Here is a 24,190-nt window from a genome sequence, read left to right as displayed (position 1 = left end):
GCCTAGTCTCCCGCCAGCATGGCTCGGACCGCCTTCATGATCGCTTCCGGCGTCGCCGGCGCATCGAGCTTCGGCACGCCGCCGGGACGCACCGCCGCGACCGCATTGGCGATCGCGCACCAGACCGAGATCGGCAGCATCAGCGGCGGCTCGCCGACCGCCTTCGAACGATAGATCGTCTTCTCGCGCGCGCCATCGGATTCGTACAGCTCGACGCGGAAATGCTCGGGAATGTCCGAGGCGGCGGGGATCTTGTAGGTCGAGGGCGCATGCGTGCGGAGCCGCCCCTGCGCGTCCCAGACCAGCTCCTCTGTCGTCAGCCAGCCCATGCCCTGCACGAAGCCGCCCTCGATCTGGCCGATATCGATCGCCGGATTGATCGACTTGCCGACATCATGCAGCACGTCGACCCGGTCGACCTTCATCTCGCCGGTCATGGTGTCGATCGTGACCTCGGAGCACGAGGCGCCATAGGCGAAATAGAAGAAGGGCCGCCCCTCCGCCTTGTCGCGGTTCCAGGCGATCTTCGGCGTCTTGTAGAAGCCGGCGGCCGAAAGCTGCACGCGCTCCATATAGGCGGCGTTGACCAGCTCGGCGAGCGGCATGGCGCGGTTGCCGAGGAAGACCTGGCCCTCGCGGAACTTCACCTGGTTGCGGCGGACCTGCCACTTCTCCTCGATGAAGGCGTAGAGCCGATCCTTGATCTGGCCGCAGGCATTGAGCGCCGCCATGGCGTTCAGGTCCGTGCCGGTCGAGGCGGCGGTCGGCGAGGTGTTGGGCACCTTGTCGGTGCGCGTCGCCGTGATCGCGACCTTGCCGATATCGACGCCGAATTCCTCGGCGACCACCTGCGCCACCTTGAGAAAGAGCCCCTGCCCCATCTCGGTGCCGCCATGGTTCAGATGCAGCGAGCCGTCGCGATAGAGATGGACCAGCGCGCCGGCCTGGTTGAGCGGCATCAGCGTGAAGGAGATGCCGAACTTGACCGGCGTCAGCGCGAGGCCGCGCTTCAGGATGCGGCTCTCCGCGTTCCAGGCGCTGATCTCGGCGCGGCGGGCGCGATAGTCGCTCTTCACCTCCAGTTCGCCGACCAGCTCATGCAGCAGATTGTCGGTGACCTGCTGGCCGAACGGCGTCAGGTCGCGGCCGGGCGCGTAGAAATTCGCCTTGCGCACATCGAGCGGATCCTTGCCGAGGCGATAGGCGATCTGGTCCATCATCCGCTCGGCGAACACCATGCCCTGCGGGCCGCCGAAGCCGCGAAACGCCGTATTGGAGACGGTGTTGGTGCGGTGGCGCCGCGTCAGCACGCGGCATTCGGGATAGAAATAGGAATTGTCGGCATGGAACATCGTCCGGTCGACGACGCCCATGGACAGGTCTTCCGAATGGCCGCAGCGGGCGTGCAGCGCGACGTCGACGCCCTTGAGCAGGCCGTTCTCGTCATGGCCGACGGAATAATCGACGCGGAAATCATGCCGCTTGCCGGTCATGATCATGTCGTCCTCGCGGTCGAGCCGCATCTTGCAGGGCTGGCCGGTCTTCCAGGCCGCCAGCGCCGCGAGCACGGCCCATTGCGAGGCCTGACTCTCCTTGCCGCCGAAGCCGCCACCCATCCGACGGATCTCGACCGTCACCGCGCTCGAAGGGATATGCAGCGCGTGCGAGACGAGGTGCTGCACCTCGCTCGGATGCTGGGTCGAGGCATAGACGAGCATTTCGCCCGCCTCGCCCGGAATGGCCATGGAGATCTGGCCTTCGAGATAGAAATGCTCCTGCCCGCCGATGCGGAACGTATCGCTGAAGCTGACCGGCGCGCCGGCGACGGCCGCGTCGGGATCGCCGCGCGTGAAGGCATAATCCGGCAGCACCGTGTCGCTGGCCTGGTCGACATCGATGACGGGCGCCGTCGCCTCGGTCTTGAACTTCGCCTTCTTCGCAGCGCGTCGGGCCTGGTCGCGCGTCTCGGCGACCACGACGAACACGACCTGGCCGTGGAAGCGGATCTCGCCGGTGGCGAGCGCCGGATCGTCGCCAATCAGCTTCGGCGAGATGTCATTGGCGCCGGGAATGTCCTCGGCCGTGAGCACGGCGACGACGCCCGGCGCGGCGCGGACCGCGGCAAGGTCGAGATCGATGATGCGGCCGGCGGCGATCGGCGCATAGCCGGGCGCCAGATGCAGCGTGCCCGCCATCTCGCGGATATCGTCGATATAGGCGGCGCTGCCGGTGACATGGCGCGGGGCGCTGTCATGCGGCAGGGGCTTCCGGACGACCGTGAGCTCGGCCTCGGGGATCATGGTGTCACTCGGCGGCATGGAGCGCCTCCCTACGGCCGATGAGGCGGGTGCGGCTGGTCGGAGCGCCGGCTGCCTCGAGCAGCGCCTTGCCGAGCAGCGCATGCGCGGTTTCGGCGCGATAGGCGGCGCTGGCGCGATGGTCGCTCATCGGCGTGAAATCCTCCTTCAGCGCCGCGAACGCCTTCGACCAGACGGCGGAATCGCGGATCGAGGCGCCGAGCAGCGCGCTTTCCGCGCCCTTGGCGCGCTTCGGGATGCCGGCCATGCCGCCATAGGCGATGCGCGCCTCGCGCACCGTCCCGTCGGCCGCGAGCGTGAAGGAGAAGGCGCCCATGACCGAGGAAATGTCCTGGTCGAACCGCTTCGTCACCTTGTAGCAGCGAAAGACCTGCCCCTCCTTGAGGTGCGGGATCATCAGCCCGGTGACGAACTCGCCGCTGGCGCGGTTCTGCTTGCCATAGTCGATATAGAACTCCTCGACCGGCATGACGCGCGAGCGGGTCCCGCGCCGCAGCTCCAGCGTCGCGCCGAGCGCGATCAGCGCCGGCGGCGTGTCGCCAATCGGCGAGCCATTGGCGACGTTGCCGCCGACAGTGCCGGAGGCACGCACCTGCTTCGAGCCGATGCGGCGGAAGAGTTCGCCAAGATCGGGATCGATCGCGCGGGCATAGGGCTCGACATCGGCATAGGTCGCCGCCGCGCCGATCAGCAGTTCCCGGCCCGTATCCTCGATGCCGTCGAGGCCCGGCACGCGGCCGATATGGATGATCTTCGGAATGTCGCGGAGCTGCTTGGTGATCCAGAGGCCCACATCCGTCGCGCCCGACACGATGACCGCCGAGGGATGCTGCTCATAGAGCGCGGCGAGGCCGTCGATCGAGGCGGGTGCCGCGAAGAAGCGCTGGTCATCGCCGATGAACACGTCGCGCTCGTCATTGAGGAACGAAAGGATGCCGGCCGTGTCGGCATTGGCGGTGCGGAACCTGTCGGCCCGCTCGCCCGAACAGGCCGCCACCGCCGCCTCGACGATCGGGCGATAGCCCGTGCAGCGGCAGAGGTTTCCTGCGATCCAGTCATTGATGGTGGAGCGCGTGACCGGCCCCTCCGTCGACTGGTAGAGCGTGAACAGGCTCATCACGAAGCCGGGCGTGCAGAAGCCGCATTGCGAGCCATGCTTCTCGACCATCGCGGACTGCACGGGATGCAGCGCGCTGCCCTCGGCGAGGTCCTCCACCGCGACGATCTCCGCGCCGTCGACCATGCCGAGCAGCTGGATGCAGGCATTCACCGGCTCGTAGACGACGCGGTCCTTCACCGTGCGGCCGATCGCGACCGTGCAGGCGCCGCAGTCCCCCTCCCCGCAGCCCTCCTTGGTGCCGGTCGCACCTTCCGCCAGACGCAGATGATCGAGCAAGGTCGTCATCGGATCGAAATTGCTGATCTCGACGATCTGGCCGCGGCGGACGAAGCGTATGGTTTCGCGCATGGGGTGCTCAGCTGCCGCGATAGGTTGAATAGCCATAGGGGGAGAGCAGCAACGGGACGTGATAGTGCTGCGACGCATCCGCGATGCCGAAGCGAACCGGCACCACCTCCAGGAAGGGCGGATCCGGCAGTGCCAGCGAGGACTGCTTCAGATAGGCGCCGGCATGGAAGCGCAGCTCATAAACGCCGGGCGCGAACGCATCGCCTTCGAGCAGCGGGCCATCGGCGCGGCCATCGTCATTGGTCGTCACGGAGCGCACATAGACCGGCTCCTTGTCGAGCCGGTACAGCTCGATGACGAGGCCGGACGCCGGACGCCCGGCGGCGGTATCCAGAACATGTGTGGTGAGGCGGCCCATATCGTACTCGCTTGCGGAGCCGGCCCATCGGCTCGACCAATTCAAAACTAGAAAATGCCCAAGGCTTAATCAAACTCAAACTTCGGCGCCCTGCTGCACGGATTGGCAGCAAAATGCCACGCCTCCTCTGCGAAGAACATGCTAGGACGCCAAGGATGCGTCGAAAACCACAGTTTCAAGAGCAGCGCGCTGCCTGATCGGCAGCAATGGAGAGCGACGATGGAGGGTACGCACCCACGGTCCGCCCTTTCGGCCACCTCACTCGCCCGCCTGTTTCACACCCCCTCGCTGCTCTACTTCGTCTCGGTGGCCGAGACACTCTCCATGCGCGAGACCGCGCGGCGGCTGAATGTCGCCTCCTCCGCCGTTGCACGGCAGATCGGGCATCTCGAAGATTCGCTCGGCATGCTCCTGTTCTCGCGGGAATCGAAGCGGCTGCGGCTCACGCCGGCCGGAGAGGTGTTGCTGCGCCATGCGCGCGATCTGGTCCGCCCGCTCGAATCCGCCGTTTCGGAACTCGATCTCCTGGCGGGGCTCAGATCGGGAACAGTGCGCATCGCGACGGTGGAGAGCGTCGGGCTGACGATCCTGCCGCGCCTAATCGCCGAATTCGGCGTGCGCTATCCGCGCCTTCAGGTCGAATCGCGCATTGCCGCGTCGGGCGATGTGATCGACCTGCTGGCCAATGCCGCCGTCGACATCGGCTTCACCTTCGTCACGCGGCCACTGCGCGACATCGACGTCGCGGTGCGGCGTGACCTGCCGATCGGCGTCGTGATGCGGCCGGACCATCCGCTGGCGGCGCTGGCCGAGCCGCACTTCGCGGATTGCTTCCAGCATGCCTGCGCCATGCCGGCGCGGAGCCTCTCGATTCGCCAGGTGATCGAGCCGTACCTCGCACGCCTCCCCGAGCCACCGCATGCGCTCGTCGAATCGAATTCGGTGCGCATGCTGTTCGAGCTCGCGCGCTCGGGACGCTATGCCGCCTTCCTGACGCCGCTCGGCATTGAGCGCGAGATCGGCTCGGGCGAGGTCATCTTCCGCCCGATCGCCGATCGCGCCCTGCCGCTCAACCGTTTCGCGGTGATCGTGCGCAGCGGCGCAGGCCTCCGCTTCGCCCCCGCAGCCTTCTTCGACCATGTCCGCACCTATTTCGACGGGGCGGGCACGCTCAGCGAATTCGCCGCGAATGGAGGTTAGGGTCGGTTGGCGGGGCGTTCTGTCCGCTAAGGGACTGCGCCCCCCTTTCACCTCTCCCTGAGGGAGAGGTCGGCCCGCAGGGCCGGGTGAGGGGTTAGGGAACCATCAGAATCTGCCGGGATGGATCAGCGCCCTATCCTGAGACGTCCGTAACCCCTCACCCGCCGGCCTTTGGCCGTCGACCTCTCCCTCTGGGAGAGGTGAAGGAAGTCGGGTTCCCGTGCACGAAGAGCCTTACGCCGCCTCACTCCCCACGGCACCCAGCGCTGCGTCGTCGAGCCGGCGGGCGCGCACGCGCACTTCGCCGGCGAGGACCAGGCTCATCAGCGCCGGCAGCAGCAGGAAGCCCATGCCGACGCGCAGGCCGAATACCTCGGTCACGAAGCCGATGATCGGCGGGCCGATCAGGAAGCCGGTGAAGGAGAGCAGCGACAGCGCCGCGACATTGACCGCAGCCGAACCGCCGCGGCCCGCCGCAGCCGTCACGGCCAGCGGGAAGATGATGGAAACGCCGAAACCGGCGGCGGCGGCACCCGCGATGACCATGGCGGTGCTGGTCGCGAAGATCATCATGGCGAGGCCGGCAAGGCCGAAGGCGCAGCACACGCGCGCCATGGTGACCGGCCCGAAGCGCATCGACAGATAATCGCCGCCGAGGCGGCCGGCTGCCATGACGAGGCCGAACGTCGTAAAGGCGAAGCCGGTAACCGGCGGCACGGCCCCGAAGACGTCGCGCAGATAGATCGCGCTCCAGTCCGTGATCGCGCCCTCGACCATCAGCATGCCGAAGCCGAACAGGCAGAGCAGAACGATGTTGCGCGGCGGCAGCACGAAGACCGGCGCCTTCTCGGCCGTCGCTTCGGCGCCGTTATCGGACAGAGCATCGGGGAGACGGGCGGCGAGGATCTGCGAGGAGACCAGGACGAACAGCGCGACCAGCGCCATATGGATGTGCGGCTCCAGCCCATAGGCGGCGGCGAGCGAACCGAGCGCGCCGCCGGCCATCAGCCCGAGGCTCCAGAAGCCATGGCAGCGCGACATGATCGTCCGACCCAGCGCGACGCCGATGCGATCCGCCGCGACATTCACGCCGACCTCGACCGGGCCCATGGTCAGGCCGAGCAGGACGAGCGCGAAGAACAGCCAGAGCGCATGCGAGGCGAGGCCCGGCAGGAGCAGCGCCGCGGCCAGGAACCAGAAGCCATAGCGGAACGCGTTGCGCGGCCCGAACCGCTCGACGACCACGCCGGAGAACGCCATCGAGATGACGAGGCCGACGGGGATGCCGATCAGGCAGACCGACAGCATGGCCGGCTCGAGCTTGAGGCTCTGCTGTATGTCCGGGATGCGGATAAGCCAGCTGGAGATCGAGAAGGAATAGAAGAAGAACAGCCCCATAATGAGGCGCGCAGACGCGAATGAAAGGGCCATACGATACCGTCACGAGGCGGAGGCGACCGCCAACGCGGTCGGGGCGCGTGTCCGCCGGACACGGATCGCCAGTTTTTGAATCGATGCAAACTATACCGACAGACGGCTGCCGCCGCAATGGGCAGAACGGCTAGCGATTCAGCAAAACCGGCCGCCGCCCCCCCCCGAAGGAAGAGGCGACGCAAGGCGCGGGGGCCGCCCGTCAGTGGGTTTTGCGGCCGCGCTTCGCGGCGACGTTGAGGATTTCGACGAAGGCCGAGAAGGCCATGGCCGAGTAGATGTAGCCGCGCGGGATATGGAAGCCGAGCGCATCGGCAACGAGCGCGACGCCGATCATCAGCAGGAAGGCGAGCGCCAGCATCTTGGTCGTCGGGTGACGTTCGATGAAGGCCGCGATCGAGCCGGAGGCGATGTACATCACGCCCATGGCGATGACGACGGCGAGCACCATGATCTCCAGATGCTCGGCCATGCCGATCGCCGTGATGATCGAATCGACCGAAAACACCATGTCGATGACGATGATCTGCGCGACGATGGCCGAGAACGACGCCTTGACGGCGCTCGTCTCGTGCTCGCCATTGCCCTCGACGCCCTGGTGGATCTCGTGCGTCGCCTTGTAGATCAGGAAGAGTCCGCCCGCGAGCAGGATCAGGTCGCGCCAGGAAAGCTCGAAGCCCAGCGCCGAGACGACGGGTTCCGTCAGCCCGATCAGCCAGGACAGCACCATCAGCAGCGCGATGCGGAACACCAGCGCCAGGCTGAGGCCGATCTGCCGCGCCCGCTTGGCGCTTTCCTTGGGCAGGCGGCTGACCAGAACCGAGATGAACACGATATTGTCGATGCCGAGCACGATCTCCATCGCCGTCAGCGTCAGCAGCGAGGCCCAGGCATTGGCGGTCAGAAAGATCTCGAGGTTCATCGGCGATCCATGATCGGTGTGGGGAGCGGGACTTTAACGCGCGGCACGACGGGCAGCCTGTAGAAAGGCGCCGATGGACGCAAGATAGGCCGAGGTGATCGCGAGGCCGATCAGGACGATCGGCGGCGGATCGAGATGCCAGACGACCGAGAGCAGCGCGAATACGCCCCAGGCGAAGGTCACGGCCATGGTCAGCGGGCGGGCCTTGCGCACGCGGAAGGGATGGATGAACTCGACCGGCGTGAAGGTGAGCACGAGGAAGAGCGCGATCAGCGCCGCGCCGATCACCGGCGGCGGGCCGAAGACGACGAGCACGAAGACGACGGCGTTCCACACGGCCGGAAAGCCGCGAAAGCCGTAATCCGCCGTCTTCATGCGCGTATCGGCGAAATAGATCGCCCCGACGATGGCGACCGCAACCGCGGCCGGAACGGCGAGCAGCGGCGGCATGATGTCGGCGCGGGCGAGAATCAGCGCGGGAATGAAGACATAGGTCGCGTAGTCGATGACGAGATCGAGGATCGCGCCGTCGAACCAGGGCACGCGCTCCTCGACGGCGAAGCGGCGGGCGAGCGGCCCGTCGATGCCGTCGACGAAGAGCGCGGCGCCGAGCCAGGCGAAGGCCGCCGTCCAGTCGCTATCGAAGACGGAAAGCGTGGCGAGCAGCGCGAAGGCTGCGCCGCTGGCGGTGAGAAGATGCACCGCCCAGCTTTCCGTCCGCGGCCAGCCCCGCCGCTGCGGCATGAAGTCCCTCCGCGTTTCCCCGTTGGTCCCTCGATACGGAAGCTTTGCGAGGCTGGCAAGGAAACTCCGCGCCGCGCGGACGCGTGCGACACAGATCGGCATTGCCAGCGGGCCGCCTGCGGACCAGTTATGAGGCAGGGCAAACGAGGCGACGCGCACATCATGTCAGAGACACTTCCCGCCGGAGCGGATTTCGACGTGCTGGTGATCGGCGCCGGCCCGGCCGGGCTGGTGGCGGCGATCCTGGCGCGCAAGGCCGGCGCGGCGACGGCGCTGCTCGCCCCGCCTGCGGAGCCGCGCGATCGCCGCACCATCGCCATGCTCGGCGTCTCGGTCGACATCCTGAAGGAAGCCGGCGTCTTCGACCGCGTCGCCGCGGACTCGGCGCCGCTGCGCACCATGCGCCTCGTCGACGCCACGCGCCGCCTGATCCGCGCGCCGCTGGTCGAGTTCCATGCGAGCGAGATCGGCCGCGACGCCTTCGGCTACAACGTGCCCCATGCGGCGCTGGTCGCCGCTCTGGAAGAGGCCGCAGCGGCAGCGGGCGTCCACCGCATCGAAGGCACGGCCGCCTCGATCGAGCCGGAGGCGGATGCGGTCCGCGTCGTCACCGCCGATGGCGCCATCGTGACCGCCCGCCTCATCGGCGCCGCCGACGGCCGCAATTCTCCGGCGCGCATGGCGGCGGGCATCGGCACGCGCGTGTGGAGCTATCCGCAATCGGCGCTGGTCGTGAACACGGCGCATGAGCTTTCCCATGACGACGTCTCGACCGAGTTTCACACCCCGACGGGGCCGTTCACGCTCGTCCCCCTCCCCGGCCGCCATTCGGCGATCGTCTGCGTTGAGACGCCGGCCGAGGCGGAGCGGCTCGCCGGCCTCGACGACGCGGCGCTGGCGCGTGAATTCGAGCGCCGCGCGCATTATCTGGTCGGCCGGATGACGATCGACGGCAAGCGCCAGGTCTTCCCGCTCAGCGGGCTGCAGGCGCGCAAATTCGCGGCGCATCGCATCGCGCTGATCGGCGAGGCCGCGCATGTCTTCCCGCCGATCGGCGCGCAGGGGCTCAATCTCGGCCTTCGCGATGCCGCCGTCTTCGCGGCCGTGATCGCCGACCATCCCCGCGATCCCGGCGCCGCCGATGCGCTCGCCGCCTATGACCGCCGGCGCACGGGCGACGTGACGCTGCGCACCAGCGCCGTCGACGCGCTCAATCGCACGCTCTTGACCTCGCTGCTGCCGGTCCAGCTCGCTCGCGGCATCGGCCTGTTCGCGCTCGACCGCGTCCCGGCCCTCAAGCGCGCCGCGATGCGCCAGGCCCTCGCGCCGCATCTCTGAGGGGGCTTCCCGGTTGACAGCCCGGCCGGATCGTGCGCTTTGCCGAACCCGTCGAGGAAAGACCGGGAGCCAGAAGACCAGGAGCCATGGGCGAAATCCGCAGCGCAAAGTTCAGGATCGGACAGATTGTCCGTCACCGCGTGTTCCCGTTTCGCGGCGTGATCTTCGACGTCGATCCCGTCTTCGCCAATACCGAGGAATGGTGGCTGTCGATCCCCGAGGATATGCGCCCCTCCAAGGACCAGCCCTTCTATCACCTGCTCGCCGAAAACGACGAAAGCGAATATGTCGCCTATGTCTCGGAGCAGAACCTCGTCGCCGACACGTCCGAGGAGCCGCTGCGCCACCCGCAGCTCGGCGATTATTTTGACGGCCGCGACGGCGATCTCTATGTGGCGCGCGGTCGCGGGCTGAACTGATCCCGCCTCGGCCCTGACCGGCCTTCTCGCGAAAAGCATCCAGACATGAAAAAGGGCGGCGCCGCGGCACCGCCCTCGTTTCTTCGCGCTTGACCGCGCCGCTTACTGCGGGTTGGCCTCACGCTCCTTGTTCTGCTGGTCGATCAGCGCCTTGTTGCGCTCGGCGGCGCGCTTCTGCACGGCCTCCTGCAGCTCGTTGCGCTTGGCGGCGCCGGCCGCGCGATCGAGACCCTCGCCGTCGAAGGTCTTGGTGAAGCCCGTCAGCGGGAACGGGAACACCATCGGCTTGCCCTGCGGGTTCATCGTGATCGCCGCAATGCGCTTGCCCTTCTTGAGCGAAGCGATAAAGGCGTCGTCGATTTCGCCCTGCGCGTAGCAGACCGACGGGTCGCAGATGACGTATTTGAGCGGGATCGCCTTGTTCTGATCGACCTGGATCAGAAGGCCCGGCTGGATCAGCTGGCCGGTGAGCACGATGGCGGTCAGCGCCATCTTGGGCTCGCCTTCGAGCTTGCGGATCTGCAGGGAGGAGATGAACTGGTTCGTCTCGGCGCGCAGCTCCTGCGAGGTGATGCAGAGCTTCTTCTTGGACTGCTGGTCCTGCGCGCATTCCTTGATCCAGGCCGGCGGCGTGGCACCGCCCGCTGCCGGGGCAGCGGCGGCAGCCGGAGCGGCCTGGTCGGCGGCCGGCGCTGCATCGGCAGCCGGCGCGTCCTGCTGGGCGAACGCCGACGTCGCGGTGAGCGCGACGAAGAGCGCGGCGGCCGCGAGCTGCGGCGCCCGGACCAGACGAGAATTCCAAAGATGCGGCATCGCGCTTGTCCTCGCGTTCATCATTTGCTCGGCGTGTCGCCGACAGTCGCGTTTATCCGGATTGTGCTGCCACAGCCGTCACTTCGGCCCCGGCAACGCTCGGAGGCTGGATGAAGATCAATTGAGGCGACACGGTGACCGCTCGCCAGCGGCGCATGAATAGCGTGGCCCCGGCGCGATTTCCAGCACCAAGGGCCGTTGATTCCGCCGCATTGCTGCGCTTCCCTGCGACGAATCGCAGCCGGGGAGGGAATCGTCAATGCCGCATCTCGTCAGACGGTCGGGGCTTGCCCTCGCCGCGCTTCTCGCCGCAGCGGGAATCGGTCTTTCCGCCCCCTCCGCCTATGGCGAACCCAAGCATGCGATCGCCATGCATGGCGAGCCTGCCCTGCCCGACGGCTTCGACCATTTGCCCTATGCCGATCCGAACGCGCCGAAGGGCGGCACGATCACCTATGCCTTCGTCGGCACCTATGACAGCCTCAACCCGTTTATCGTGAAGAGCCTCACGACGACGTCACGCGGTATCTGGGACGCGTCACTCGGCAACAATGTGTTCGAGAGCCTGCTGACGCGCAATCGCGATGAGGCGTTTTCGCTCTACGGCCTGCTCGCTGACAGCGTCGACATGCCGGACGACCGTAGCTCCGTCGCCTTCACAATCAATCCCAAGGCGCATTTCTCGGACGGCCAGCCCGTAACCCCGGAAGACGTGATTTTCTCCTGGCAGATTCTCCGTGACAAAGGCCGCCCAAAGCCAAACGGCGAATGGTACAAGCTGGTTACCAAGGCCGAAAAGTTTGGCGATCGCGGAGTGAAGTTCACTTTCGAGAACGGTGATAATCGAGAGCTACCGCTCCTGATGGGGCTGATGCCAATCCTGCCGAAGCATGCCATCGATCCGGAGACCTTCGACCAGTCTACCCTCAAACCTATGATCGGTACCGGGCCCTATGTGATGGCGCAGATCGATCCCGGGCAACGCTTCGTGCTGAAGCGCGATCCGAACTATTGGGGCAAGGATCTGCCGGTGAAGCGTGGCTTCGACAATTTCGACGAGATTCGCGTCGACTATTACCGCGATCGCAACGCCATGTTCGAGGCGTTCAAGAAGGGATTGTACGACGTCAATCCGGAGAGTGATCCTGCGACATGGCTCGACGGCTACGATTTTCCTGCCGCGCAGGACGGACGTGTCGTTAAGGAGACCGTTAATAACGGTTTGCCGAAGGGCATGACGGGTTTCGCTATGAACACGCGCCGCCCGCAATTCGCCGATGTGCGGGTGCGCGGGGCGCTCGCCATGCTGTTCGACTTCGAATGGGTCAACAAGAACCTGTTTTCGGGCGCCTATAGCCGCAACGGCTCCTTCTTTCAGAATTCGGTGCTTTCGGCGCTGGGCGTCCCCGCCTCCGACACCGAGAAGAAGCTGCTTGCGCCCTTCCCGGACGCGGTCGAGCCGGACGTGATGGACGGTACCTACAAGCCGACTGTCTCGGACGGGAGCGGCGGCGACCGCAAGGTGATGCGTGCGGCGCTCAATCTCCTCGAGCAGGCGGGCTACAAGCTGAACGGCAACCAGCTCGTCGATGCAAAAACGGGAGAGCCGCTCAGCTTCGAAATCTTGCTCCAGGACCGTACGCAGGAGCGCGTTGCCCTAGCATATATCCGCTCCCTCGCTCGCATCGGTATCAAGGCAACCGTTCGAACCGTCGATTCCGTGCAATACCAGCGTCGCGTCGCCGATTTTGATTTCGATATGATCATGACGTATTGGCCGGCCACCCTCTCGCCGGGCAGCGAACAGGGGAACCGTTGGTCGACAAGCTCAGCCGACGTGCCGTCATCTTTCAACTATGTCGGCGCGAGGAGTCCGGCGATCGACGCCATGATCGCTGCCGTCGTGGCGGCGCGTTCCCAGGAAGACTTCGTCGCCGCCGTGCGCGCGCTCGATCGCGTGCTGATCTCCGGCCACTATGTCGTGCCGCTCTACTATCTGCCCGACCAATGGGTCGCGCGCTGGACCCGCGTCGATCATCCCAAGACGCAGTCTGTGAACGGCTACACGCTGTCGACCTGGTACGCGACGCCGCAATAGGCCGGCGCCGGATCGCGGCCGCGGATCAGGCGGGCTTGGCGTTCCGGCGGACCGATTCGGTCGCGAGCCAGGCGAGGAACGCGACGAGCGGCGGCAGGACGAAGCCGCCGTTCCCGACCGCGACATAGGCCCCGGCCGCGATGCCGCAGCCGAGCGCGAAGGCGCCGAGGCTGCGCGACAGGCGCAGTGCCCGCGCGCGGAGCGCCGGCCGCGTTTCCGGCGCCGCGCCATGCAGCAGATCGACGAGATCGACCAGGATCTGCGTCGTGCTGCCGGTCATCAGCGTGCTCGGCGCGTCGCTCGCCATATGGGTTCGGTGGACCGCGTTCTGGATCGCCATCGCCGAGACGAGCACCATGCCGAACAGCATGGCCGGCGGCGCGTCCGAATTCGGGAACGGGCCGAAACGGAGCGCCAGGACCGCGCCGAGGGCGAGCAGCAGGATCTCGGCCCAGAGCAGGATCCTGAGGTCCGGAAGCTTGTGCTGCTCCATCCAGCGGCCGACGAGCCGCGTCGCGATCACCACGATGCAGAAGACCGGCAGCGCCAGCAGCTTCGTCAGGATGCCGGACGAGCCGAGCGCCAGCGCGGCGCCGATGGTGACGAAATTCCCGGTCACATGCGCGGTGAACAGGCCATGCAGGCTCAGGAAGCCGAGCGTGTCGACATAGCCGCCGAGGAACGCGAGAAAAGGAGCCGGCTGGAGCCGCGCCGGGGTCGATCCGCGGCGCGCTTCTGCGAGGATAGGCGGAGCGGCGAAAAGCCGTCAATTTTCGATCGCGGCAAAGCCCCGCGGCAAAGAGGCCGCGCCATGGTCCCGCGGGCAGCCCCGACCCGGGAGGAAAGGCCGGGGCCGTCCGGGTCGCGCGGTCAGGCTGCGGCCCGGCGTCCGGCGCCGCGTGCCCAGGCCGGCAACCAGTCGCCATGGGCCGCGATCAGGTCGTCGACCAGGGTCCAGATCTGGTCGAGGTCTAGTTCGGCCGCCGTGTGCGGATCGAGCATGGCGGCGTGATAGATGTGATCGCGGTTCTCGGTCATCAGCGCGGCGACGGTGAGTTCCTGCACATTGATGTTGGTGCGCATCAGCGCGGCCAGCTGCGGCGGCAGCGCGCCGATCCGGGTCGGCTGGATGCCCGACGCATCGACGAGGCAGGGCACCTCCACGGCGCAGCCCTCGGGCAGCGAGGAGATCAGCCCGCTATTGCGGACATTGCCGTAGATGACGGACGGTTCGCCCGTCCAGACCGAGTTGACGATCGACGAGGCGTATTCGTGGCTCGCCGCGACCTCGATCCGGTCGGCCTTGCGATAATCGTCCGCCGTCTGCTGCCAGCGGGCGATCTGCTCGACGCAGCGCTTGGGATATTCGTCGAGTGGAATGCCGAACTTCTCGATCAGGTCCTCGCGCCCGTCCTTGATGAAATAGGGCGTATATTCTGCGAAATGCTCCGAGCTCTCGGTGACGAAATAGCCGAGCCGCGTCAGCATCTCGTAGCGCACCTTGTTGGGGCAGCGCGGGTTCCAGCCGGGCTTGGGCGCCCTGCCCTCGCGGTACGCTGCGAGCAGGTCGGGATAGAGGTCGCGATAGGTGCCGTCGGCCTGGCGGTGCTCGAAGGAGAGATAGAACGCCATGTGGTTGATGCCGGCGGCGCGGTAGCGGATCTCGCCATAGGGAATGTCGAGATCATCGGCGAGCTCATGCGCCGTGCCCTGCACCGAGTGGCAGAGGCCGACCTGGCGGATGGTCGGGAATTTCTCCGCGATCGCCCAGGTGTTGATCGCCATCGGGTTCACATATTGCAGCAGGATCGCCTGCGGGCAGACGGCGAGCATGTCCTCGCAGATCTTCCACAGATGCGGGACCGTGCGCAGGCCGCGCATGATGCCGCCGACGCCGAGCGTGTCGGCGATGGTGTGGCGGAGGCCAAACTTCTTCGGCACCTCGAAATCCGTCACCGTCGCCGGCTCATAACCGCCGATCTGGAAGCAGACGACGACGAAATCCGCGCCTTCCAGCGCCCGGCGCTGGTTGGAGTAGGTCTCCACCTTCGCCGGCAGGCCGAGCGTCGAGACCAGCTTGTTGGCGATGACGGCGCTCATTTCGAGGCGCTCGGGATTGATGTCCATCAGCGCGATCGTGGCGCCGGCGAGCGCGGGCCGCTGCAGGATGTCGCCGACGATGTTCTTCATGAACACCGACGATCCGGCGCCGATGAAGGTGATCTTGGGATGAGACATGGAACGCTCCGGTCGTTTGTGCCGCGGGTCGGGAGGGCCTACGCGGCGATTTCAAAGGCGGCCCGCACGAGGCGGGCGGTATAGTCGTGCTGGGGCCGACTCAGGACGTCGGCGACGGGGCCCTGCTCGACGATCTGCCCGCGCTGCATGACGATCACGCGATGGCAGAGCGCCCGCACGACCTTGAGATCGTGCGAGATGAACAGGTAGGAGAGGCCCTTCTCGTCCTGCAGCTTGCGCAAGAGGTCGATGATCTGCGCCTGCACCGAGAGGTCGAGCGCCGATGTCGGTTCGTCGAGCAGGATGAATTCCGGCTCCAGCGCGATGGCGCGGGCAATGGCGATGCGCTGGCGCTGGCCGCCCGAGAACTCATGCGGAAAGCGCGAGAGGATCGTGTCGGGCATGCCGGCATCGCGCAGCGCCTGCTTGACGCGTTCGAGGCGGTCCTTGCGCCCGTCGCCGATCGCATTGACGATCAGCCCCTCCTCGATGATCTGGCCGATCGACATGCGCGGATTGAGCGAGGCGAACGGGTCCTGGAACACGATCTGCATGCGCGAGCGGAGCGGTCGCATCTCCTGGCGGCTCTTCTGATCAATGCGCTCGCCGTCGAAGGTGACTTCGCCGCCCTGCATCGAGACGAGACGGATCAGCGCCTGGCCGAAGGTCGTCTTGCCGGAACCGCTCTCGCCCACGAGGCCGAGCGTCTCGTGGCGGCGCAGATCGAGGCTCAAACTGTCGACCGCGACGAGATCGAAATAATCCGGGCGGAACATGCCGCCCCGCTTCAGCGTGAAGGAGACGCGGACGTCCTTGCCTTCGAGGATCACCGGCGTGTTCTCGGGCAGCGGATTGGCGGTGCCCTTCGGCTCGGACGCCAGGAGGTGCCGCGTATAGGCATGGCGCGGATTGGTGAACAGCGCCTCGGTGGTGTTGTGCTCCTTCACCTCCCCGGCCTGCATCACATAGACATAATCCGAGAACTGGCGGACGATCGTCAGGTCGTGGGTGATCAGGATCACCGCCATGCCGTGGCGGGCCTGCAAATTCTTGATCAGGTTCAGGATCTGCGCCTGCACCGTCACGTCGAGCGCCGTCGTCGGCTCGTCGGCGATCAGCACGTCGGGCTGATTGGCAAGCGCCATGGCGATCATGACGCGCTGGCGCTGGCCGCCGGAGAGCTGGTGCGGAAACTGGCGCAGCCGCGCCTCCGGCTCCGGGATCTGCACTTCCTCCAGAAGGTCGCGCGCCCGCCTGATCGCCTCGGCGCGGTTGACCCGGTTGTGCAGGTGGATGACCTCGGTGATCTGCTTGCCGATCGAATAGACCGGGTTCAGCGAGCTCATCGGCTCCTGGAAGATCATCGAGAAGCGGTTTCCCCGCAGGTTGCGCATCTGCGCTTCGCTGAATTCGAGGATATTCTTCCCCTCGAACTCGATCCGCGCGCCCTTGGCGATCGTGGCGCGCTTCGAGAGCAGCCCCATCAGCGTGCGCGCCGTGACCGATTTGCCCGAGCCGGATTCCCCGACGATGGCGATCGTCTCGCCGCGATGGAGCTGGAAGGAGACGTCCTTCACCGCCGCCACCTTGCCGCCCTCCACCTTGAAATCGACGCCGATCCCGCGCGCGTCGAGCAGCAGCTTGCGGCCGTGCAGGTTCAGATCGTGGCGTTCGGCGGGCGCGAAGGAATGCATGGTCTCGCTCATGTCCGGCGCCTCAATAAGGGTCGATCGCATCGCGCAGACCATCGCCCAGCGCGTTGAAAGCGAAAACTGTGACGAGCACGAAGGCGACGGGGGAAAGGATCCACGGATAGGAGCCGATCACGGAGAAGGAGCCGGTGTCCTGCAGCATCAGGCCCCAGGAGATCAGCGGCGGCTTCACCGCGAAGCCGAGAAAGCCGAGAAAGGATTCGAGCAGCACGATCGCCGGGATCGCCAGAGTCACCGAGACGATCACATGCGAGAGCACGTTCGGCAGGATATGGCGGAAGATGATGCGCCCGTCGCCCGCGCCGATCGCCATGGCCGCGCGCACATAATCGACCCGCGCCAGCGCCAGCGTCTTGCCGCGCACCTCACGCGACAGCTGCGCCCAGCCGAGCGCCGCCATCACCGCGATGACGAAGGCGAGGAAGAGGTTGGAGGGCGCCGTGATCGGGATGAGCGAGGTCAGCGCCAGATAGAGCGGCAGTTGCGGGAAGGCGAGCACGAGATCGACGAAGCGCTGCACCCAGCTGTCCGTCCGCCCGCCGAGATAGCCCGACGTGATGCCGATCGTCGTGCCGACGCTGGTCGTGATGAACACCACGATGAGCGCGATCGTCAGCGAGATGCGCGAACCGACGATGGCGCGAGACAGGATATCGCGGCCGAACTTGTCGGTGCCGAGCAGATGCACCGAGCTGCCGTCGACCGACCCGAAGAGATGCCGGTTCGCCGGGATCAGCCCGAACAGGCGATATTCGAAGCCGGTCACGAACAGGCCGAGCACATGCGGATTGGCATAGTCCGGCCCCGTCAGCGGCTGGAACGTCACCGGATCGAATTCGCCGGTCTCGACCACGGGGTAGATGCGCGGAACGAAGGAGAAGCTGCCATCGGCGGTGCGGAAGGAGATCGTCTCGGGCGGGGCGAAGCCGACGCCGTTCTCCTTCGGATTGACCGGGGCGACGAAGTCCGCGAACACCGCCATCAGGATCAGGCCGACGACCATGACGAGGCCGATCATGCCGATCACAGAACGGCGGAACCGCCGCCACACCAGCGCCAGATAGCCTTCATTGCCATGCGCGAAGCGGGCCTGCACGACGACGGGCGCCGTTTCCGCTTCCGGGGGGATCTTGCCGGCGATATCGGTCATGCCATCGCTCCCCCGAGGCGGACCCGCGGATCGAGCAGCGCCAGCAGCATGTCGGCGATGATGTTGCCGACGATCAGCGTCGCCGCCAGGACCATCATGAAGGTCGCCGTCACATAGACGTCGCCGACCGCCATCGAGCCGACGATCGCCGGCCCGACGGTGGCGAGCGAGAAGACGATCGCGACCTCGATCTCGCCGGTCAGCATGTAGGGCAGCACCACGCCCTGATACATGACGAGCGGATGCAGTGCATTGGGCACGGCATGGCGCATGATCACCGCGGATTCCCGGAGGCCCTTGGCCCGCGCCGTCTCGACATATTGGGCGTTGAGCGTGTCGAGCAGGTTCGCCCGCATCACGCGCATATTGTAGGCGAGACCGCCGAACGTCGCGATCGCGACCACGGGCCAGACATGCTTCACGAGATCGACGAACTTCGCCCATGACCAGGGCGCGCCGCCGAATTGCGGCGAGAAGAACGAGCCGATCTCCTGCACGTTCATCTTGAAGGCGAGGATGTAGACGATGACGATCGCGATCAGGAAGCGCGGGATCGTCGTGCCGAGGAAGGAGACGAAAGCGAGGGTCGAATCGACCCAGCTATATTGCCGCGTCGCCGCGATGATGCCGAAGGTGATGCCGATCAGCGACGCCAGGATGTGGCAGACCAGCGCGAGCAGCAAGGTGCGCGGGAGGCGTTCGGCGACCACGGTCGAGACGGGCTTGTTGTAGAAGAGGCTGTCGCCGAAATCGCCGCGGGTGATGATCCCGCCCACCCAGTTGAAATACTGGACGATGATCGGCTTATCGAGGCCGTGCGCCTTGCGGTAGGCATCCGCCTGCGCCTCGGCGACGGAGGCCGAGGCCCCGCCCTGATTCATCAGCTGCGAGCGGATGTAATCGCCATAGTCGCCGGGCGGCGCCTGGATGATGGCGAAGGTCACGACGCTCAGCACGATCATCACGGGGATCGCGGACAGGATCCGCATTGCCAGATAACGCAGCATGGCCCGATCGTCCTCTTCGTTTCGGTCGGGGTGTGCGGGCGGCGTCGCCGCCGCCCGCACTGTGATCGCTCGTCCGCTACTTGATCGGACCGGCGGAACCGGGAGCGCCGGGCAAGGTCTGCGCATGCAGCTCGTAATTGCCCTGCTTGTCGGTCGGAACGTACATCCGCTCGCGGATGACCGAATCCTCGGCCCAGTTGAAGAGATTGATCGGCGTCCCCTTCGGCACGTTCGCGAAGCGCTTGTTGATGATGAGCGCGCCGGGATACTGCGTCAGGCCGATGCCGTAGACATTCTCGGTGTAGAGCTTCTGGTACTGCTTCATCAGCTCGCGCTGCTCGTCGCCGTCGCCCGAATTGATGAACTTGTTCACGACGTCCACGAGCTCCTGCTCGAACGGCAGCAGATCGAGCTGGTCGTCCTTGCCGGCGCGGTGGAACCAGCTGGTCTTCGGGCCGACCGGAGCGAGGTTCACGGTCTTCTGCACGACCGAGGTCATTTCTTCCTGGTTGCGGAAGACCATCCAGTCGAACTTGCCGGCCTGCTGCAACGCGTCGCGCTGCTTGCCGTCGACGGTGTTGAGGATGACGCGGATGCCGAGCGGCTCCATCATCGCCACGATGCCGTCGCCCAGGCTCTTGTCGGTCTGGTAGTCGCCGTTGACGAGGAGCGTGACCTCGACATTCTTGCCGCCGGCGGTGCCGGCCGGGAAGTTCACGATGCCGTCGCCATCCGTGTCCTTGAGACCGGCCTCGGCGAGCTCCGCCTTGGCGCTTTCGAGGTTGAACGGATAATAGGCCGTCGACGCCTTGTCGTAATAGGCCGTGCCCGAATAGAGGCCGCCCGGATAGATGGTCGTGAACGGTCCCTTGACGAGGGACTCCCCAAGCCGCTGACGGTCGACCGCTTCCGTGATCGCCTTGCGGAAGTGCTCATTGCGATTGAGCTCGCGCACGGCCTGGCCGCGCTCGTCCGGCTCGCCCCAGCCATTGGCCGAGAGGTTCGGATAGAGCGAATAGCCGATGATGCGCGGGCCGAATTCGAGGCGCGCCGGCGCCGCAGGATTGGCGGAGCGCTTCAGCGCCTCGACGAAGCTTTCCGGCTGCTCGAGGTTCGAGAAGTCACCCGATCCCGCCACGGCCTGAACGTCGCGGTCGGCCCAGGTAGAGAGCTTGTAGTGCATCTCGTTGAGATAGGGCAGCTGATTGCCCGCCTCGTCGACCTTCCAGTAATAGGGATTGCGGCGCATGACGATGATGTCGTCAGGACGATATTCGACCGGCACCCAGGCGCCCATCGTCGGAATGTTCATGTATTCCGGCGGGAAGGCGTTCTTGTACTGGTCGTAGGTGTTCTTCGAATATTTCGGGTGCTGCGGCTTCAGGATATGCGCCGGGCCGGGGCAGAAGGTGCCATAGGCCATCTGGTAGAGATACTGCTTGGCGAAGGGCTGCTTGAACGTCCACACGATCGTGTAGTCGTCCTTGGCCTCGAGCGTCGTTCCCTCGCCGAACGTGCCGGGCTTGGCGCCGTTGAGCGGCGTGACGTTCGGGTCGTTGACGTTGTCGTTCCAGTAGAACATCACGTCTTCGGACGTGAACGGCACGCCGTCGGACCATTTGGCGCCTTCGACGAGATGCATGGTCAGCTGGTGGCCGTCCTTCGACCATTCCCAGCTCTTGGCGAGATTGGGCAGCGGCTGCAGCTCGCTCGGCTTGATCTCGAACAGCGGACCCGAGCGCGTCAGGCACTCCGAGAGGCCAATATCGATGCCGCCCCAGCCCTGCGTCTGGCCGCCGATATAGTTCCAACCTTCCGGACGGCCGCCGATGACGTGGCGCAGCGTATCGCCATAGACGCCGAGGCCGTCGACCATGTTGCCCTTCTTGTAGACCAGCGGCTCCTTCGGGAGGCGGTCCTTGACCGGCGGCAACTTGCCGGCGTCGACGAAGTTCTTCGTCACCCAGTCGGGCTCGTGATAGTCGGGCAGCGCCTTGAATTCGAAGATGTCGGCCTGGCTGACATAATCGACCTGGCCCTGCGCCTCGAATTTGGGCGGATCGGGCGGAAGGGTCGGTTTCTCCGTTCCCGCGGCGAACGCCGCGACCACGGACGCGCTGAGGAGCAGGCCTGCTCCTCCGAGGGCCATCGCATAGGTTCTCATCATTCCTCCCTTGACCGCGGCGAGGCTCGCCCCGCTGCGCTTCTCCCTGCTTCTAATTCGCCGATCGCCGACGCCTTCTCCCTGCGCCGGGATCCGCTCTCCAAGGCGGCAGGCCCTCCACCGGCCGTGCCGCAGGACTCGAGTTCAGACCTAGAGTGACGGCCTTGCGGCGATATCGAGTTCGCGGGCGCGCTTTTCCGCCGTCTCGGCCCGCACCACATCCACGGAGCGCACGTCGCGCCGCGCCGCGCCGCGCCACTCGCGCGTCTTGACCCGCCCTTCGGAGAGGCGCTGCTTCGCGCCCTCCAGCGCATGGGCGTATTGCGGCAGCCAGCGCGCCTGGGCGACCACCATCTCGTCGACCATCTGCCAGACCTCGTCCGGCGAACAGATCGCGCCGACCAGCGGATCGTGCAGCACGGCGAGCTTGAGCAGGTCGAGGTCGCCCGCGATCGCCGCATGGACCGACATGCGCTGGACGTTAATCGAGGCGATGCAGGTCGCCGCGCAGGCCTCGGGAAGCGTGATCCCCGCCACCATGTTGAGGCCGAAGCGATCGACGAAGCCGGGCGACTCGATGATCGCATCGGCCGGCAGATTCGTGATCACGCCATTGTTCTTGACGTTGAAATGGCCGCGATAGACCCGGCCCGTCTCCAGCGCCTCGAGAATATGGCTCGCATGCTCGCTGGAGCGCTTGGAAGCGTCGATCGGGCGTCCGGCCTCCTCGAGGAAGCGCGGGAAATCGGTCTCGAACCAGTTCCGCGATTCCGTCGAATAGCGCAGATAGCCGCCCGTCTCGCCATGGATCCAGTCCGACATGTCGATCCAGCGCTCGATCTCGTCGGGACGCTTGCGGTACCAGGGCAGATATTCGGAGAGATGGCCGTTCGACTCCGTCGAATAGACGCCGAAGCGCTTCAGGACATCGATGCGGACCTTCTCTTGGCTCGAATAGACGGGATGCGCCTCGAAGGCCGCGACGAGCTCATCCTTGCCGACCTTGCGGCCCTTCAGGCGGACGTCGACGAACCAGGTCTGGTGGTTGATGCCGGAGCAGATGAAGTCGAGTTCCCCCGGCCCCGCGCCGAGCACGGTCGCAATCTGTTCGCCGCCATGCTGTACGCCGTGGCAGAGGCCGATCGTATCGACCTTGCCATATTCGATCGCCGCCCAGGTGTTCATCGCCATCGGGTTGGCGTAGTTCAGGAACTTGGCACCGGGCGCGGCGACCTCGTTGATGTCGCGGCAGAAATCGAGAATGACCGGGATGTTGCGCTGGCCGTAGAGAATGCCGCCGGCGCAGATCGTATCGCCCACGCACTGGTCGACGCCGTATTTGAGCGGGATGCGGATGTCGTCGGCATAAGCCTCGAGGCCGCCGACGCGGACGCAGGAGATGATGTAGTTGGCGCCCTCGAGCGCGCGGCGGCGGTCCGTCGTCGCAGTGATGCGGGTCGGCAGCCGATTGGCCTCGACGATCCGGTCGAGGATCTGCTTCACCATCGAGAGGTTGTGCTCGCTGACATCGGTCAGCGCGAACTCCGCCTCGCGGAGCTCCGGCACGCAGATGATGTCAGTCACCAGCTTCTTGGTGAAGCCGACGCTGCCGGCGCCGATGATGGCGATCTTCAATCCTGACATTCGATCCTCGATCCTCGCTCGCGGAGCGCCTGCTGGGGCGCGTCTGCCGCGCGCCGTCGACCCCGGCTCCCGGTCTCTCCGGAAAGCCGCAGGCCAGGGCCTCCTCCAGGCCCGTCCGCGGTAGGACATCGCCAACCGCGGTCGTTCGTGGCATTAGTTATCCGCGGGGCAGACGCCGCGGAACAGAGCGATTTTGTGCTTTCATGGGTAATTCTGTGCTGGAGAGGCTGGCACGCCACGCCTCGGTGATGAAGACGCTGTCCCTGCCCCGCGGGCGCCACCGGCTGCACGCCATGCCGACCAGCTGCGGCTATGAAATCAGCTCAGACGGTTATGACTGGGACGGGCTGAAACGCGGCCAGACCGCCTTCACCGTCCTGCAGCATACGGTCGCCGGCGCGGGGCACCTGCGCTATGAGCGGCGGCGCTATCGCGTCAAGGCGGGCGAGACGATGCTGGTCATCGTGCCGCACAACCACCGATACTGGGTCGAGGCCGGCGGGCGGTGGGAGTATTTCTGGATCTCGATGTATGGGCAGGAGGCGCTGCGGATCCACCGCACCATCCTCGCCGCCACGGGTCCGGTGCTCCAGCTGCGTCCCGAGACCACGGAACAGCTCGCCCGCTGCGCGCTGCGCTATATCGAGGGCGAGGGCGAAACGCCCGGCGCGGCCTCGGCCATCGCCTATGAGGCGGCGATGGCGCTGTTCGACGACGTGTTCGGCTCGCACCCCGCATCGGAGGGCGATGAGACAATTCACCGCCGCGTGGTGCAGCACATCCTCGCCCATCTCGACAAGCCGCTGACGGTCGCCGACCTCGCCGATTTCGCCGGCTTCAGCCGGGCGCATTTCACCCGCATCTTCACCGAGAACGAGGGCGTCCCGCCGGCCGAGTTCGTGGCGCAGGAGCGGATGCGGCGCGCGGCGACTCTCCTCGTCAGCGACGCGACGATCTCCGTGAAGGATGCGGCATCGCTCGTCGGCTTCGACGACCCGAACTATTTCGCCAAGGCGTTCCGCCGCGTCTACGGCACCAGCCCGACGGAGTTCCGCACGACGGGCATGTATGCCTCCGCCAAGCCGGAGCCGGGTTCGGGCTGAGCGCTTCCCCCACACATCTTATTGCCCTGCTGACTATCCCGGCGGCAGTCTGGCGCATTCCTG

At 66.1% G+C, this 24,190-nt stretch carries 19 protein-coding genes; 5 read left to right on the top strand and 14 right to left on the bottom strand.

What is annotated here, in order from left to right; genetic code table 11:
* Positions 1–2: 2 nt before the first annotated feature.
* From xdhB to uraH, 3 genes are read right to left on the bottom strand one after another with little or no spacing between them, the layout of a single operon-like run.
* Positions 3–2,318 carry a xanthine dehydrogenase molybdopterin binding subunit gene (gene xdhB, locus GGR25_RS02900; RefSeq protein WP_183397205.1) on the bottom strand — a complete coding sequence of 772 codons (2,316 nt, stop codon included), beginning with the start codon at positions 2,316–2,318 and terminating at the stop codon, positions 3–5.
* Entirely contained in the window at positions 2,305–3,786 is a 1,482-nt protein-coding gene (gene xdhA / locus GGR25_RS02895; RefSeq protein ID WP_183397204.1) for a xanthine dehydrogenase small subunit, read from the bottom strand. The genes xdhB and xdhA overlap by 14 nt, the downstream gene beginning before the upstream one ends.
* A 7-nt stretch (positions 3,787–3,793) precedes the next feature.
* Positions 3,794–4,144 carry a hydroxyisourate hydrolase gene (uraH, locus tag GGR25_RS02890; RefSeq protein ID WP_183397203.1) on the bottom strand — a complete coding sequence of 117 codons (351 nt, stop codon included), beginning with the start codon at positions 4,142–4,144 and terminating at the stop codon, positions 3,794–3,796.
* A gap of 219 nt (positions 4,145–4,363) precedes the next feature.
* Here uraH and GGR25_RS02885 point away from each other — a divergent pair, with 219 nt between their 5' ends.
* Complete coding sequence (locus tag GGR25_RS02885; RefSeq protein ID WP_183397202.1) at positions 4,364–5,344, top strand: LysR family transcriptional regulator; 981 nt, start codon at positions 4,364–4,366, stop codon at positions 5,342–5,344.
* 234 nt (positions 5,345–5,578) lie between these two features.
* Here the strand turns inward: GGR25_RS02885 and GGR25_RS02880 are convergent, their stop codons facing one another.
* The 3 genes from GGR25_RS02880 to GGR25_RS02870 form a co-directional block, all read right to left on the bottom strand.
* Positions 5,579–6,775, bottom strand: a complete 1,197-nt coding sequence (locus tag GGR25_RS02880; protein WP_183397201.1) for an MFS transporter — start codon at positions 6,773–6,775, stop codon at positions 5,579–5,581.
* A 202-nt stretch (positions 6,776–6,977) separates the two neighbouring features.
* Positions 6,978–7,697, bottom strand: a complete 720-nt coding sequence (locus GGR25_RS02875) for a TerC family protein (RefSeq protein WP_183397200.1) — start codon at positions 7,695–7,697, stop codon at positions 6,978–6,980.
* A 33-nt stretch (positions 7,698–7,730) separates the two neighbouring features.
* Positions 7,731–8,441: a CDP-alcohol phosphatidyltransferase family protein gene (locus GGR25_RS02870; protein WP_183397199.1), complete on the bottom strand. Its 711-nt coding sequence runs from the start codon at positions 8,439–8,441 to the stop codon at positions 7,731–7,733.
* 162 nt (positions 8,442–8,603) lie between these two features.
* Here GGR25_RS02870 and GGR25_RS02865 point away from each other — a divergent pair, with 162 nt between their 5' ends.
* Positions 8,604–9,779, top strand: coding sequence for a UbiH/UbiF family hydroxylase (locus tag GGR25_RS02865; protein WP_183397198.1), 1,176 nt, complete (start codon positions 8,604–8,606; stop codon positions 9,777–9,779).
* Positions 9,780–9,865: 86 nt separating this feature from the next.
* A complete protein-coding gene (gene hspQ / locus GGR25_RS02860) occupies positions 9,866–10,198 on the top strand; it encodes a heat shock protein HspQ (RefSeq protein ID WP_183397197.1) in 333 nt (110 codons plus the stop codon).
* A gap of 102 nt (positions 10,199–10,300) precedes the next feature.
* On the opposite strand, the gene GGR25_RS02855 is transcribed toward hspQ, so the two are convergent.
* Complete coding sequence (locus tag GGR25_RS02855) at positions 10,301–11,011, bottom strand: invasion associated locus B family protein (protein WP_183397196.1); 711 nt, start codon at positions 11,009–11,011, stop codon at positions 10,301–10,303.
* 409 nt (positions 11,012–11,420) lie between these two features.
* On the opposite strand from GGR25_RS02855, the gene GGR25_RS02850 reads away from it, so the two are divergent.
* On the top strand, positions 11,421–13,109 hold the full coding sequence (locus GGR25_RS02850; protein WP_343067946.1) for an extracellular solute-binding protein: 1,689 nt from the start codon (positions 11,421–11,423) through the stop codon (positions 13,107–13,109).
* 25 nt (positions 13,110–13,134) lie between these two features.
* Here the strand turns inward: GGR25_RS02850 and GGR25_RS02845 are convergent, their stop codons facing one another.
* The 7 genes from GGR25_RS02845 to melA (GGR25_RS02815) form a co-directional block, all read right to left on the bottom strand.
* Positions 13,135–13,854 carry a DUF1275 family protein gene (locus tag GGR25_RS02845; protein ID WP_183397638.1) on the bottom strand — a complete coding sequence of 240 codons (720 nt, stop codon included), beginning with the start codon at positions 13,852–13,854 and terminating at the stop codon, positions 13,135–13,137.
* A 125-nt stretch (positions 13,855–13,979) separates the two neighbouring features.
* Positions 13,980–15,347: an alpha-glucosidase/alpha-galactosidase gene (gene melA / locus GGR25_RS02840; RefSeq protein ID WP_183397194.1), complete on the bottom strand. Its 1,368-nt coding sequence runs from the start codon at positions 15,345–15,347 to the stop codon at positions 13,980–13,982.
* Positions 15,348–15,385: 38 nt separating this feature from the next.
* On the bottom strand, positions 15,386–17,053 hold the full coding sequence (locus tag GGR25_RS02835; RefSeq protein WP_183397193.1) for an ABC transporter ATP-binding protein: 1,668 nt from the start codon (positions 17,051–17,053) through the stop codon (positions 15,386–15,388).
* A 10-nt stretch (positions 17,054–17,063) separates the two neighbouring features.
* Positions 17,064–18,209 carry an ABC transporter permease gene (locus GGR25_RS02830; RefSeq protein ID WP_183397192.1) on the bottom strand — a complete coding sequence of 382 codons (1,146 nt, stop codon included), beginning with the start codon at positions 18,207–18,209 and terminating at the stop codon, positions 17,064–17,066.
* Positions 18,206–19,216 carry an ABC transporter permease gene (locus GGR25_RS02825; protein ID WP_183397191.1) on the bottom strand — a complete coding sequence of 337 codons (1,011 nt, stop codon included), beginning with the start codon at positions 19,214–19,216 and terminating at the stop codon, positions 18,206–18,208. The genes GGR25_RS02830 and GGR25_RS02825 overlap by 4 nt, the downstream gene beginning before the upstream one ends.
* A 76-nt stretch (positions 19,217–19,292) precedes the next feature.
* On the bottom strand, positions 19,293–21,365 hold the full coding sequence (locus GGR25_RS02820) for an ABC transporter substrate-binding protein (protein WP_246409165.1): 2,073 nt from the start codon (positions 21,363–21,365) through the stop codon (positions 19,293–19,295).
* 165 nt (positions 21,366–21,530) lie between these two features.
* Entirely contained in the window at positions 21,531–23,024 is a 1,494-nt protein-coding gene (gene melA / locus GGR25_RS02815; RefSeq protein WP_183397189.1) for an alpha-glucosidase/alpha-galactosidase, read from the bottom strand.
* A gap of 203 nt (positions 23,025–23,227) precedes the next feature.
* Between melA (GGR25_RS02815) and GGR25_RS02810 the strand changes: the two genes are divergently transcribed.
* A complete protein-coding gene (locus GGR25_RS02810; RefSeq protein WP_183397188.1) occupies positions 23,228–24,127 on the top strand; it encodes a helix-turn-helix transcriptional regulator in 900 nt (299 codons plus the stop codon).
* Positions 24,128–24,190 lie beyond the last annotated feature (63 nt).

It is taken from the genome of Kaistia hirudinis (assembly GCF_014196455.1).
Taxonomy (GTDB): Bacteria; Pseudomonadota; Alphaproteobacteria; order Rhizobiales; family Kaistiaceae; genus Kaistia; species Kaistia hirudinis.
This window is presented reverse-complemented; position numbering and strand designations above follow the sequence as displayed.